The following is a 14701-nucleotide window of genomic DNA, read 5'->3' on the forward strand; positions in this document are numbered from 1 at the left end:
TAGCTTCTTTCATTTTAAGACACTTGTTCTGTATTCGTTTCTCTATGCTGTATATGACTCGTAATCCAAGCAATTCCGCCGGCAACAACGAGATAGCATAACAATATTAAAATTTGCATTTGTAATTGCGACCAATCTCCTAAAGAGATCACATCTTGTAACCCTCTAAGAGAATGGGACATTGGGAGAAACTGTCCAATTTTGCTAAGAACAGCTATATTTAATTCTCCTGGGAAAGTCCCCCCGCTCGTCGCTAATTGCAAGACGAGAAGCGTTACTGCTAAGAATTTTCCAACAAGACCAAATACCGTTACTAACATAAGAATAAACGTCATGAACGTAAAGGAAATAACAATACTTGATAAAACAAAGAGTGGCACACTTGCAACTTCTAATTTCATAACTCCTAGCACAAGCACATCCACAAGTAATGCTTGAATAAGTCCAATTAAATATACTAATCCTAGTTTATTAATAAAATGTACCGTTCCGCTTACCTTCATATTCTGTCTACGGCCAAGCGGTAAAATATTTGAAGCCATAATTCCGCCAACATAAAATGCAAGTGATAAGAAGTATGGTGCAATACCTGAACCGTAGTTAGGCACGTCAGAAACTGTTGACTTTACTAATTGAACCGGTTCTGTGAACATCGTATTGCGTGCATCATCATTGCGAACATCCGCTATCTTCTCTGCGCCCTCTCCTAATTTCGTAGAAAGTTCTTTCGCACCATCGTCAAGTTTAACAAGTCCGTTCGTTAACTGATCAGCCCCGTGATTCAACTCTGTTCCGCCACTTGCAAGATGATTTACACCTTCTTGCAGGGATGTAAATCCATTTCCCCACTTCGTAAATCCATCTGCTAAATTCGAAGCACCATCTGCTATCTTTTTCGTTCCTTCAGTAGCTTCATTTAACTTAACTCCGAATGTATTCATGCCTTCTTCAACCTTATATTGACCGTCAGCGAGCTTCTTCGCTCCTTGTGTCAATTGTTGTTGGCTATTATTTAAAATATTTGTTGCTTTAGCTAATCCATTAGAAGTAGCAATGATCTTTTGAAAAGCAGGATCTTGCTGCGCCTCTGGATGACTTTTCACGTACGCTTCTAATTGTTGTTTTACACTATTTGCTGCATCGTCCGCTTTCACTTGCCCTTCAGCAAGTTTCTCACTTCCGCTCACCCATTCAATTGTACCAGCACTTAATTCATTAACTCCTGATTGTAAAGTTTTTTCACCTTGTGCTAATAACTCTATACCACTATGAAGTGATGTTGCCCCTTGACTCAGCTCATTTGCTCCCCCCGTTAAGGCAGATTGGCTGGATGCAAGCTTGTCACTTCCCTCTTTCAATTTCGATGTCCCGTCACTTAAACGATGAATACCATCTGCAAGCTCATTTGTCCCATTTCTTGCATCTGTCGTTCCTTCATGTAACTTCTTAGCGCCATCACTTGCATCACCCAATCCTTGTGCTAAGTCTTGAAACTTTGAAAAGACACCTTCTGTATAAGATTTCGTAATACTATTTGAGATTTTTGTTTTCATATTTTCCACAGCTGTCGTTCCAATTTGAGCTGCTACAAAGTTTTTACCTGGATTTACTTTGTACTGCAATTGTGCCGGCTCTGGTTTCTCATCCATAAGCGTACTTACCTTTTTAGAGAAATCCTCTGGAATCGTAACAACCATATAATACTTATCTTCTTTTAACCCTTCATCAGCATTTTTTTCTGATACAAAATGAAAAGCTAATTCCTTGTTCTCTTTTAAATTTTCAACAAAATCGTCTCCTGCATGAATTGTTTTTTCATCCATCGCAGCGCCCTTATCTAAATTCACAACTGCAACCGGTAATTTATCTAATCGTCCGTATGGATCCCAATATCCCGCTAAAAAGAATCCTGAATAAATTAAAGGAACGATTAACAAAAAAATTAAAGCGATACGTCCATGTTTATGGTGCCACATCGCTTTCCAATCTTTAAATATAAGTTGAATTCCTTTCATGAAACATACTCCTTCTCCTAATTTAACACCATTAGAATGGTTTAACAGATTTACTATACACGTCACTTTCCATACTGTATAATACATCTTTAATTATCAATTCATTCCTTTTGGTCTATAGAAAGGAGAGTCAAAATGGAACTTCTTCAATTAAAATACTTTCAGACAGTCGCACGATTAGAGCATATGACAAAAGCTGCTGAAGAATTGCATATCGCGCAACCTTCGCTCAGCAAAACAATCGCTAGATTAGAAAAGGACTTAGGCGTCCCTTTATTTGACCGCCAAGGTCGACAGATCACATTAAACTCTTTTGGGAAAGTATTTTTAAAACGAGTAGAGCGTATTTTTCATGAATTAAGTGAAGGCGAACGAGAAATTAAAGACTTAGCTGAATTACAACAAAGCTCTATTACACTGGCAGTTTCTATCCCGAGAATATTACCAGAACTACTCGGTTCTTTTTTACTAGAACATCCTAACGTTCGATTCCAGCAGTTTCTCGCATCTACTCCTTCTATGAAACGACAACTAGATAATATAGAAATCGACTTTTGCATTTCTTCTGTGCCAATTGAAGGCGAGGAGATTATTTGGGAACCACTTATTACAGAAGAAATTTTCTTAGTTGTCCCTTCAGGTCATCGTTTATCAGGACGTGAAAGTATCTATCTACATGAAGTAAAAGACGAACCGTTTATTAGTATGAACACTGGTTATGGATTTCGGCACTTAACAGATGAATTTTGTAAAGAAGCTGGCTTCACTCCACATATTGCTTTTGAAGTAGATGAACCAACCGTGATTAGCGACCTTATTAAGCAAGGTCTCGGCATCGCGTTTGTCCCAAGTTTAACTTTATTAAAAAACTCTACTTTAGCATTAAATAAGTTACGTATTATTGAACCAAATTGTGAGCGAACTATCGGCTTAAGTTGGTCGAAAAAGCGCTATTTATCGAAAACTGCTCAGCAATTTCGTGAATTTGTGATGGACTACTTCTCTAACATTAGGCCATGAATTTATATCGACGTTTCGACAAGGAATATCGATTTATCAACAAATAACGACACAAATAGAAGGCGCCACCCCAAAAGGGGATAGCACCTTCTATTTCTTACTCTTCTCCAATTCCATTTCCGCTAAAAGCGGCAATACGTTATCGAAAATATGTGTATTATTATTTTCGCCTGTTACGTATCCACCGTAATATCTACTAAATACGTTGTCATTTCGGAATGTAGCCATATGATCATATAATTGCTTTGCAAACTTTGTATCACCTGTTTGTAGCACGTACAAGATTGTTAGTCCGTAAGCAGCTGGCGATTCATAATTCACAGTTTGTTTTCCCGTTTCTAAATTGTAACGACCGTATAGCTTTCCATCCTCCTGGAATTTCTTCTTTATAAATTCCAAATAAGCATCTGATGAAAGGCCACCTAAGCTTCGATGATACGCAACGTATGATTGGTCAATAAGATTCACTTCTTTATCGTACGTAAATGTACCATCTTCTTTATACTCTTTTGGGAATGCCCAGCCATGCCTTGGATAATTCGCTAAAAATTGAACGACTTCCTGATATTGCTGAGCAGAAACTTTTCCGTACTTTTTCATATACGAGAATGCGTGTGGATTTATGTATGATGTAGTTACAAAATTATTTTGTTTCCCTGCATCTGCATCATAATAATCAACGTAATAATTATCTTTCTTATTATAACGAATTACAGCGTCACTCAATTGATCTGCCAAGTTTTTATAACGCTCTTCCTTGTACATTTCATAAGCGCGATATAATTGTTCTATAATACGAAGATCATCTATAAGTGCATTTGTAGCTGACTGCATTTCTCCCTTTTCAGAGATTTTCCATATAACAATGTGATCCTTATGTACAAAGCTATTTTGAATAACCTTAACTTGTTCATCGAATAACGCTTGATCGTCTTTATCCAATGTATATTGTAGCCATAGCCCTGCTGATTCCGATAAAGCTTCACGGCCTTTCGCTTCACCCGTACCTGCCTTTGTATCCGCTAAACGATACGTGGCAAGCGTCCCATTTTCATTCGCCATATGTCTTAAAATAAAATGTTCTGTACGGTTTCCTTGTATAGCTGACCAAAATACAATGCCACCTAAAGCGATTAAGAGAATAACTCCAATGCCTATATATAAACGTTTCCGCAATCTTTTCACCTCCCTAATAAGGCTAGCCTTAATTTTACCAGAACATACGTAAAATGAAAAAAGACAATCTATATTAGATTGTCTCCCGTGCCTCTATCCCTCACAAGCCTCTTTAGAAGGTCTATATAGCGATGCCACAAGTCGATCATATTCACGACGCGTAATCTCTTTATTATACAACTTCAATAATAAATCTCTATGCTCTTTTGAAAATGCCATCTTTTTAATGACTTCAGGATACATAAAACATCCTCTCCATTTCACATAAACTTCTTCACCCCGAAAAACAGAACTTATGTTCGCATAAAAGATTATAAAATATTCCTTACTAAAAAACAAACAAAATATCATTAAACATTAACTTCTTTTTATTTAGAATATTCAAACATTATATTACCATATCCACTTTTTAAATACATATATATTTTTGGTAGTTTTTTTGAATAAATCTTCCAATTCAATCAGAAAATAATGGCAAAAAAGAAGAGGAGTTTACATATGGATACGGTAACATTAGCAAGAGCGTTTTTTGGTTCTTCATTAGCATTCCACATTATCTTTGCAACACTTGGTGTCGGGCTTTCATTAATGATTTTTATAAGTGAAATACTCTATCACTGGAAGAAAGATTCCGATTACGCTATTATGGCGAAAAGATGGACGAAGGCGTTTGCCATCCTTCTCGGTGTAGCAATTCCAACTGGAACAATTGTTGGTGTGCAAATCTCACTTCTTTGGCCTGGTTTTGCCAAAATTGTTGGGCAGGTTATTTCTGTTCCCTTTCAAATTGAGATTTTCGCCTTCTTTTTAGAGGCTTTGTTCATGTCCATTTATGTATATGCAGCTGACAAACTCCCTCCATTCATGAGATTAATCTCGCTATTCTTCGTCATGATTGGTGCCACGGCATCTGCCGTGCTTATTACATCAGCAAATACGTGGATGAATACACCCGCAGGCTTTTCAATGGGGCCAGATGGGTCAGTTTTTAACGTTGATCCGTGGAAAGCTTTCTTTAATCCGAGTTTTGGCACAAGTGCATTCCACGTCGTGATTACAGCCTATACAACTGGAGCTGCCGTCATTGCCTCTATCGCTGGATTTAAATTATTAAAGAAGAATTTAAGTAAACGTGAAGTGGCATATCATAAAAAGGGACTACTGTTAGGACTCGTCGTGACATTTATTACAGGTGCTACGATGTGGCTTTCGGGACACGAATCGGCAATCGCCTTACATAAGCATTCCCCTGAAAAACTGGCATCTGCTGAAGCTTTATTTGAAACGACATCACATGCACCGTTATCAATTGGTGGAGTTGTGGATCCTAACACACTTGAACTAAACTATGCACTAGAAATTCCGAACATGCTTAGCCTACTAGTGGGACTAGACCCTAGCACCGTCGTAAAAGGACTAAATGAATTCCCACAAGAAACATGGCCACCATTTTACACACATACACTATTCAATTTAATGGTCGGCACCGCTGCCTTCACCTTTGCAGTTGCAGCAATTGCTCTCTTATATTGGTACTTTGTTTACCGAAAAAAAGGAGCAGAATTACCGAAGTGGCTTCTTTGGGGAGCTGCTGCATGTGGACCAATTATGATGCTCGGTATTGAATTCGGTTGGATTTTCAGCTGTAGTGGTCGTCAGCCATGGACCATTTATGGTATGCAACGCACAGTCGACGCTTCTACACGCGCTGATTTTGTCGGTCCTTTATTTATTCTATTCATCATTTTATATATTGGACTCGGCATTTTAACGGTTTTTGTACTACGGACATTCTTTAAAAAACATCCGCTTGCAAATGATTTACATCACGAAGGAGGCGATTCTCGTGCATGAGGAAAGTATTGCAATCATTATCTTATGGGCTCTTATTTTCGTATACAGCATATTAGGGTCCATCGATTTTGGAGCAGGTTTTTGGGGCATGGTGTACGCAAAACATCCAACGATTGCTGCTAAACTTGCCAATCGATACTTATCACCAACTTGGGAAGTAACAAATACATTTCTCGTCTTTGTCGTTGTCGCTTTTCTCGGTTTTTTTCCGAAAGCCGCTTTCACCCTTGCGACAGTAATGTTCGTACCAGTTATGTTAATTTTAATACTCATTGCAATTCGTAGTACATTCATGGTATTTGCTTACTCTTTGCCAAAATATCAGTACCTTCTTCGGGTTATTTCAGGCATTACTGGGCTCTTAATTCCAGCCTTATTAATTACTGTTTTACCCGTAACAGAGGGGGCTTATATTACAATGTCTGAAGGAAAAGAAGTACTCCTGTATGGAAAACTTCTTTCTAGCCCGGTTATCTACTGTTATATGCTCTTCGGGCTAACTTCGGAGCTATTTCTCTCCTCTCTCTTTCTTGCTGATTTTGCGAGAGAGCAAGGTTCAGAAGATTCGTATAGAATTTATAGAAGAAACGCCATCATCCTTGGTCCTGCAACACTCGTTACGGCGATTATCGCCCTCGTTGTAATGGACCCGGAAACACACTGGCTTATGCAAGGACTAATAAAGCAATTCCCATGGTTTACAGTTTCTATCGTTTTATTCATTATAGGGTACTCTTCTCTTTGGTGGACAAACAAGAAGTATGGCACGCTAGGATACCCTCGCATTGCCGTGTTAGCAGTCGTCGCTCAATATGCATTTGCAAGTTACGCTTACGGCGTCGCGCATTTACCGTATATTATTTATCCTGATGTAACTGTATTTACGAGCTTTACAACGCCAGAAACGTTCTATGCATTGCTTATTCTATACGCAATTGGAATTGCAATTTTACTACCAGGATTTATTTTCTTCTGGAATTTATTCTTGAAGGATCGAACTTTTTTGAAGGAGAAATAATATAGTGGGGAGTCTGTTCCAAACGGCATTTTGGGATGGACTCCTTTTGTCATGTTTTGTCGATAAGTCGATATATTTTCAAAACCGCTGATATATTTTGAGTTGCGCCGATATATTTCAATAATCGCTCATATAAATGTCATTTTCTATCTTACCGCCCCCACAATTTATAGACTCCTCTCACAATAGTTATTTCACTATTCGTGACACTTGTCCTTTAGCTTGAAAAACACATATTCACTTTATTCCATCATACGTCTAGTTCTTCCTATTTTTTACTGAATATACTACCAATACAGACCTTGAGACAAGCTACATTGGTTTAAGGAAAAGTAGAAAGGTAGGTAAAATATGAGCATTGAAATATGGATTACTATTATTGTATTCTTCTTAACGATGATTGTTATCTTTTGGCGACCTCGTGGTTTAAATGAGGCGTGGCCGGCAGCAATTGGCGCTGGCATTATCCTGATTACTGGACTTGTATCAAAACCAGACGTCATGGACATTATCAGTAAAATCGGCGGTGCCTCGATAACAATATTAGCGACCATCGTTATGGCGGTTATATTAGAAAGCTTCGGCTTCTTTCACTGGTCTGCAGCGAAACTTGCAAACCTAGCAAAAGGATCCGGCCGCCGTTTGTACTGGTATATTCAATTATTATGTTTTCTTATGACTCTTTTATTTAATAACGACGGTAGTATTTTAATTACGACTCCAATTTTAATTCTTCTCCTAAAAAATCTTCAATTAAAACCTCATCAACAAATTCCTTATTTATTAAGCGGCGCTTTAATCGCCACTGCATCTAGTGCACCAATTGGTGTAAGTAATATCGTAAACTTAATCGCATTAAATATCGTTCATATGACTCTTTATATGCACACAGCGATGATGTTTGTACCTGCAACATTAGGACTATTGTTTATGTCATGGCTTATGTACACAGTTTTAAAGAAAAAACTACCAGAAAGATTACCTGTTTCTTCATATGATATCGAAGAAATATTCTTCACGAAAAACTTCCATCCGTTAAAAGGAAAAAATTCTGTTGATACGAAACAAAAACGTACGAAATTCATGCTAAGAGTATTAGGCTTCGTCTTCCTTATGCGCTGTCTTCTATTCGTTGCATCATTCTTATCCATCCCAATCGAAATTGTTGCTGTACTCGGTTCACTCGTTCTTCTCATCTGGAGATGGTACTACTTACGAACGAATCCTATCGATATTTTGAAAAAGACACCGTGGCACATTTTAATTTTCGCTTTCTCTATGTATGTCATTATTTACGGGCTTCATAACGCAGGATTAACAGCGGTGCTTGTCAATTGGCTTGAACCACTTGTAAGCCAACATCTGCTCTATGCTAGCTTTGCAATGGGCGGGCTCGTCTCCCTCCTCTCTAACGTCTTCAATAACCATCCTGCACTTATGATTGGTACAATCACATTAACAGAAATGGGACTAGACCCAGTCACATTAAAAACTATCTATCTCGCAAACATTATTGGTAGTGACATCGGTTCACTATTATTACCAATCGGTACGCTAGCTTCCCTCATTTGGATGTATATCCTGAAACAAAACAAAATTAAAGTAAAATGGAAAGACTATTTAAGTGTATCCCTTATCGTTATTCCTCTCACAACAGTCGTCACATTATTCCTCTTATACTACTGGGTACACCTCTTCTTCGCCTTATAAACGACAGAAGCCCGCTTTGCTACCGTCTTAGCAAAGCGGGCTTCTTCTATATTTAAGTTAGGTACTACAGTGTGATCAATCAAGTAAAGAGGTGTAACGTGTTATTGGTATAAATGACTACCAGTGTCTTTAAATTCTTTCGCTTTCTCTTTCATCCCTTTTTCAATTGCTTCTGTCGTTTCTAAATCATTTTCTTTCGCATATTCACGAATATCATGTGAAATTCTCATACTACAAAACTTCGGCCCACACATGGAGCAGAAATGAGCTGTTTTCGCACCTTCTGCTGGCAATGTTTCATCGTGATATTCCATCGCACGTTCAGGATCTAAAGATAAATTAAATTGATCGCGCCAACGGAATTCAAAGCGAGCTTTTGAAAGTGCATCATCACGCTGATGAGCCGTTTTGTGCCCTTTCGCAAGATCAGCCGCATGCGCAGCGATTTTGTACGTAATAACTCCCTCACGAACATCATCTTTATTCGGTAAACCTAAATGTTCTTTCGGTGTTACATAACAAAGCATCGCCGTTCCAAACCAGCCAATCATTGCAGCCCCAATTGCGGATGTAATATGGTCATAACCTGGTGCAATATCTGTCGTTAACGGTCCAAGTGTATAGAACGGCGCGCCCTGACAAATATCAAGCTCTTTCTCCATATTCTCTTTAATTAAATGCATCGGTACATGCCCAGGTCCTTCAATCATCACTTGCACATCATGTTTCCAAGCAATCTTCGTTAATTCCCCGAGTGTTTCAAGCTCAGAAAACTGTGCTTCGTCATTTGCATCTGCAATCGAACCTGGACGTAATCCATCTCCAAGAGAAAACGAAACGTCGTACTGCTTCATAATTTCACATATCTCTTCAAAATGAGTGTATAAGAAGTTTTCTTTATGATGGAATAAACACCACTGTGCCATAATTGAACCACCACGTGAAACGATACCTGTCGTACGCTTTGCAGTAATCGGAATGTAACGAAGTAATACGCCCGCGTGAATCGTAAAGTAATCAACACCTTGCTCCGCTTGCTCAATTAACGTATCACGATACACTTCCCACGTTAAATCTTCTGCAATTCCGTTTACTTTTTCCAGCGCTTGATAGATCGGTACAGTCCCAACTGGTACAGGCGCGTTACGAATAATCCACTCACGCGTCGTATGAATATTTTTACCTGTAGATAAATCCATAATCGTATCCGCACCCCAGCGCGTTGCCCACGTCATCTTCTCTACTTCTTCTGCAATAGAAGAAGATACAGCAGAGTTTCCGATATTTGCATTGACCTTCACGTGGAAGTTACGCCCGATAATCATCGGCTCTGCTTCCGGATGGTTAATATTTGCTGGTAAAATGGCACGGCCTTCCGCGATTTCCTTACGAACAAACTCAGGCTCTACTCCTTCACGAATCGCAACATATTCCATCTCAGACGTAATGATGCCATTGCGCGCATAATGCATTTGTGTAACGTTTGCCCCTTGCTTCGCTCTAAGCGGCTGGCGATCCATTTGCGGAAAAACAGGTGTATGTTTCGAAGCCACTTTCACACCGTCATCCTCTGGTTTCACTTCGCGCCCTTCGTATGCTTCTACATCTCCGCGCTCCAGGATCCAAGAGTGGCGCGGCGCCTGCAACCCCTTTTCCAGCTCCACTTTATGCGCAGGATCTGTATAAGGACCGCTCGTATCGTATACACGGATTGGCGGATTCGGAATGCCGTTCGTTTCACTTTGTTCAATCTCGCGCATCGGCACTTTCATACCCGCGCGCGGTCCATCCACATACACTTTTTTACTTCCTGGTAAACTCGATTTCAATTCAATTTGCTCAGCTGAAACAGACTGTTTCATAACCTTTGTTGCCCCCTGTACGTGACAAGGACGAGATATGGCCAGCGCATGCCAAAATAAAAAGAGCCAGGTCCATAAAAAAATAAGGACCTGGCTCATAAAAGACATCATTATGTAAAGCCGTTAACTTCCCTACGCTGGTACGAGCCAGATCAGGTCCAAAGGGTTAAGAAGATCAAGCGCTTCTCTCTCAGCCTACGCATACGTTAGGCACCCCTAGTTTATCACTGATTTAATTTTCAATACTTTCCCATCATACACGATAATCTGAAAAATGCAAAGTTTATTTCTTTTGTTGCTTATGGAATCATCCACGTTAAATAATATGCCTGCACATACGTCATAATACCAACAATAATTACGAAGAATAAACTATGCTTCACTGTAAAGCGGAATAAATCTGATTCTTTTCCAGCCAGTCCAACTGCCGCACAAGCAATCGCAATCGATTGCGGAGAAATCATTTTTCCTGTTACACCGCCCGTTGTATTTGCTGCAACGAGAAGTACTTCAGATACACCGACTTGCTGCGCTGTAATCGCTTGTAAATTCGAGAACAGTGCATTCGCTGACGTATCAGATCCTGTTAAGAATACCCCAATCCAGCCTAGAAATGGTGAGAAGAACGGGAATAGCCCGCCAGTTCCTGCAAGTGCTAACGCTAATGTAGAAGATAAACCAGAATAGTTTGCGATAAACGCGAATCCTAATACGAATCCAATTGATAGAATCGGCATCTTAAGCTCGTTTAATGTTTCTTTAAATGTTACTACTGCATCTTTTACACTCATTTTCAAAATCAGCATGGAAATGAGACAAGCAATTAAAATTGCTGTTCCCGTCGCTGATAAAATATCTAATTTCAGGATTGCTTCATAAGGCGTCGGTTTATTTACAATTGGCTCTGCTTTCATTACTAGATTGTGTAAGCCTGGAACTTCAAACTTAAACACAAGGCTTTCCAACGCGCCACCTGGAGCAAATAACGATTTAAAGAAACTTTGGCTCCAAATGACTACCATTACAGTTAAAATAATGAATGGAGACCATGCTTTTACGACCTTTCCTACCGTTAGTTTCGGCATAGATGTTGCCGTCGTTGCCGCAGCTACTTCACTATTTGCTTCTTTAGACTGATAGATTTCTTTCGGCTGCCAAACTTTTAAGAATAGCGATAAACTCACTAAACTTACAAGTGCTGACGTAATATCCGGAAGTTCTGGTCCTAAGAACGTCGCTGTAATGAACTGCGTAATTGCAAATGAGCTACCCGCTACAAATAGAGCTGGCCATGTTTGTCTTACTCCTTTAAATCCATCCATTAAAAATACGATAAAGAACGGAACAAATAATGATAGAAACGGTAATTGATGTCCAGCCATTTGTCCAATTTTATGTGGGTCAATACCAGTTACTTGTCCAGCAACTGTAATCGGAATTCCCATCGCTCCGAACGCTACCGGTGCCGTATTTGCGATTAAACAAAGACCCGCTGCATATAAAGGATTTAACCCAAGACCCGCAAGAAGTGCTGCCGTAATCGCTACTGGTGCACCAAATCCTGCTGCCCCTTCCAAAAATGCTCCAAATGAAAAACCGATTAAAATAACGAGTAAACGATGGTCATTTGTAATGGATAATACAGATGCACGAATGACATCGAATTGACCTGTTTTTACAGATATTTTATATAAAAATACCGACATAATGATAATCCAAGCAATCGGCCATAGTCCGTATAAGAAACCATATCCGGTCGCTGCCATCGCCATCGTGAACGGCATCTTATAAGCGAATAATGCCACTAAAATTGTAAGTACAACTGTAATAAATCCTGCCACATACCCCTTCATGCGGAAAACTGCTAAAGCTAAGAAAAAAAAGATAATCGGAATAAGTGCGACCGCTGCCGAAATCCAAATGTTTCCGAACGGATCATAAACTTGTGTCCATGTGTTCATTGTTCTCTCCCCCTAAAGAATCCCCTTTTAAATAGAATAACCTCATCAATAGACTATCAGGTCATCATACCTTTAAGTCTAAAAATAAAAAACGTTTAAGAAAACGTTTTCAATAACTTTCATTTATACTGTACCATAACAATTTCTATTACAAAAGATTTTTTTGAAAATTATATTATTTAATATAAAAATCTTACAAAATCGTCACGTTGCTGTAATGTTCATCGATAGTAAGCTTGCCAAAACTATCGCATAATAATAGTATAGCAATGGACATTATTTATGAGGTGATATATATGAACGGAAACAAAATATTAGCAGCTTTATCTTACTTTAGCGTACTCTTTGCCCCTATCTTATTCCCTATTATCGTTTGGCTTGTAGGGGATGCTGAAACAAAACCACATGCAAAACGTGCTCTGTGGACACACATTATCCCAAGTATCGCTACATTCATTGGCTTGGTTATTCTAGGAGTTATGGGTCTTGGATCTGATCAGCCTGATGTAACACTTGGAATTGGAACAATGATTGTCTTATGTATTTGCGGAATCATCAGCTTATACTACTTCATTTGGAACATTGTGAAGGGCATTAAAGTATTGAAAGCTTAATTTCCTTTTTAAACAAACGTTTGATTAAAAAGAAAAACCGTCCCAAAAATATCTTTTGGGACGGTTTTTTTATCTTCTGCGTTTCTTCTTTTTTCTCATCATCTTCTTGCGACGCGTATTCACTTTATCCGCTATAATGTGAAGCGTACTCGCCACAACAATTCCCATTACGAACGTTGTAATTTCAACCTCATGTTCCTTCGCAATTCCTATTAAATTCCCGTCAAGCGCGATTACATTTAATAGGAATAAAAACGGGGAAAACACAATTAACATGTATGCAATACGAATCACATCACCAAGTATAATTGTATGTGTAAAGAAGGAGCGATGCGGCATTACCTTCTTATACGGATACCAAAATATACGTAAGAATCCCCATTTATTATACGCATTACTATACGTATCTAAATCCGGCGTTAAAAATGTAGTACCTACTAAAAAGCCAATTGCAAAAGTTAATAAAAAATCAAAGTTTGTTAATCCATACGAAAAGAGCATAAACAAAACAACCGGAAGGGATATTAAGTTTATTTTCGTATGTGTTCTTCCTGATGGCATAATGCACTTCCTCGCTTACGTTCGCCCTGTCACCATATGACAGTTCTCACCTATTGATCTAATTTCTGATCGATAAAGGATGTGTCTATATCCGAACCAAACCATTCTGCCAACTTCACTCGTGCCTTATCTTTCACATCTTCATTGACGTATATCGACGCTTGTAATAGCGCAGCCATTAACGCCCCTAAATCATCCGTATAACCAATTCCAGCAATGAAATCCGGAATCGCATCAATCGGTGCAATAAAATAAGCAAGTGCTCCAATTACAATAATTTTCACTCGTTTTGGAACATCCGGTTTCTGCAAAACGTAAAACAATAATAAACTTGCATAAATGACCGATTGCCCTGCTTGTTTTGCAACATGTTTTCCTTTCTTCCAAAACGCTTCAACTGAAAATTTTTGTTCCATATGAAAGCCTCCCTATTTTTAAAAAGAAATAAGCTACAATATGTTATTAGTAAAAGTTCATCAAAATTACACATAATCTATCAATGAACTTTTATTGTAACAAACAAACCAAAAAAGAACAAGTGTTCGTTAATTTTTACATACTTCCCATCATATAATAGGTTTCTATATAACCACTTACCCATTGTCATTTCTTATTTATCAACCTAGAAAATTTTCACTTTCACTTAACATCCCGTTCTATCTTTGTTATATTTTCTAGTTGACGGACATATAAACGAGTGTTAAAGTTTTCTCTGGTAGTGACAAATCTCATACAAAAAATGTAAAATGTTATAGTGTTTCTCAGAAATGAATTTTGTTGTATAATACAGAAATGACGTTATGCTTATGAGCAACACAAGAAACCAAAAGGGTATGCATAGTTATAGTCGTATATGGGTGAATATAGAACCTCTAATTATGGCCAAGAAAACTATGTATTTTTTATTTTA

The 14701-nt window shown here is 38.5% G+C and carries 12 protein-coding genes and 1 riboswitch; of the genes, 5 read left to right on the forward strand and 7 right to left on the reverse strand.

What is annotated here, in order from left to right; all coding sequences use genetic code 11:
* Positions 1 to 14: 14 nt before the first annotated feature.
* Positions 15 to 2015 carry a YhgE/Pip family protein gene (locus KZZ19_RS25545; protein ID WP_237981253.1) on the reverse strand — a complete coding sequence of 667 codons (2001 nt, stop codon included), beginning with the start codon at positions 2013 to 2015 and terminating at the stop codon, positions 15 to 17.
* A 135-nt stretch (positions 2016 to 2150) separates the two neighbouring features.
* Here KZZ19_RS25545 and KZZ19_RS25550 point away from each other — a divergent pair, with 135 nt between their 5' ends.
* Positions 2151 to 3035 (forward strand): LysR family transcriptional regulator, encoded by an 885-nt coding sequence (locus KZZ19_RS25550; protein WP_088098426.1) that lies wholly within the window; start codon positions 2151 to 2153, stop codon positions 3033 to 3035.
* Positions 3036 to 3125: 90 nt separating this feature from the next.
* Here the strand turns inward: KZZ19_RS25550 and KZZ19_RS25555 are convergent, their stop codons facing one another.
* The gene (locus KZZ19_RS25555) at positions 3126 to 4211 is read right to left on the reverse strand and encodes a transcriptional regulator (RefSeq protein ID WP_140392603.1); all 1086 of its coding nucleotides are present in this window, start codon (positions 4209 to 4211) and stop codon (positions 3126 to 3128) included.
* 93 nt (positions 4212 to 4304) lie between these two features.
* Positions 4305 to 4454, reverse strand: a complete 150-nt coding sequence (locus tag KZZ19_RS25560; protein ID WP_000283173.1) for a hypothetical protein — start codon at positions 4452 to 4454, stop codon at positions 4305 to 4307.
* A gap of 255 nt (positions 4455 to 4709) precedes the next feature.
* Between KZZ19_RS25560 and cydA the strand changes: the two genes are divergently transcribed.
* The 3 genes from cydA (at position 4710) to KZZ19_RS25575 (ending at position 8793) form a co-directional block, all read left to right on the forward strand.
* Entirely contained in the window at positions 4710 to 6065 is a 1356-nt protein-coding gene (cydA, locus tag KZZ19_RS25565; protein ID WP_088098428.1) for a cytochrome ubiquinol oxidase subunit I, read from the forward strand.
* The gene (locus KZZ19_RS25570) at positions 6058 to 7083 is read left to right on the forward strand and encodes a cytochrome d ubiquinol oxidase subunit II (RefSeq protein WP_088098429.1); all 1026 of its coding nucleotides are present in this window, start codon (positions 6058 to 6060) and stop codon (positions 7081 to 7083) included. The genes cydA and KZZ19_RS25570 overlap by 8 nt, the downstream gene beginning before the upstream one ends.
* Positions 7084 to 7434: 351 nt before the next feature.
* Positions 7435 to 8793, forward strand: a complete 1359-nt coding sequence (locus tag KZZ19_RS25575) for an arsenic transporter (protein ID WP_088098430.1) — start codon at positions 7435 to 7437, stop codon at positions 8791 to 8793.
* 101 nt (positions 8794 to 8894) lie between these two features.
* Here KZZ19_RS25575 and thiC read toward each other — a convergent pair whose 3' ends face one another.
* Positions 8895 to 10655, reverse strand: a complete 1761-nt coding sequence (gene thiC / locus KZZ19_RS25580; RefSeq protein WP_088098431.1) for a phosphomethylpyrimidine synthase ThiC — start codon at positions 10653 to 10655, stop codon at positions 8895 to 8897.
* A 112-nt stretch (positions 10656 to 10767) separates the two neighbouring features.
* Positions 10768 to 10883, reverse strand: a riboswitch (TPP riboswitch).
* A gap of 71 nt (positions 10884 to 10954) precedes the next feature.
* Positions 10955 to 12616: an L-lactate permease gene (gene lldP, locus KZZ19_RS25585; RefSeq protein WP_237981252.1), complete on the reverse strand. Its 1662-nt coding sequence runs from the start codon at positions 12614 to 12616 to the stop codon at positions 10955 to 10957.
* A gap of 296 nt (positions 12617 to 12912) precedes the next feature.
* Between lldP and KZZ19_RS25590 the strand changes: the two genes are divergently transcribed.
* Positions 12913 to 13230, forward strand: coding sequence for a DUF4870 domain-containing protein (locus tag KZZ19_RS25590; RefSeq protein ID WP_088098432.1), 318 nt, complete (start codon positions 12913 to 12915; stop codon positions 13228 to 13230).
* Positions 13231 to 13299: 69 nt separating this feature from the next.
* Here KZZ19_RS25590 and KZZ19_RS25595 read toward each other — a convergent pair whose 3' ends face one another.
* Together KZZ19_RS25595 and KZZ19_RS25600 are read right to left on the reverse strand one after the other, a co-directional pair.
* Complete coding sequence (locus KZZ19_RS25595; protein ID WP_088098433.1) at positions 13300 to 13791, reverse strand: metal-binding protein; 492 nt, start codon at positions 13789 to 13791, stop codon at positions 13300 to 13302.
* Between the two features lie 50 nt (positions 13792 to 13841).
* On the reverse strand, positions 13842 to 14207 hold the full coding sequence (locus tag KZZ19_RS25600) for a YkvA family protein (RefSeq protein WP_098342360.1): 366 nt from the start codon (positions 14205 to 14207) through the stop codon (positions 13842 to 13844).
* Positions 14208 to 14701 lie beyond the last annotated feature (494 nt).

The sequence above is a fragment of the Bacillus thuringiensis genome (assembly GCF_022095615.2).
GTDB classification, from domain to species: Bacteria; Bacillota; Bacilli; order Bacillales; family Bacillaceae_G; genus Bacillus_A; species Bacillus_A cereus_AG.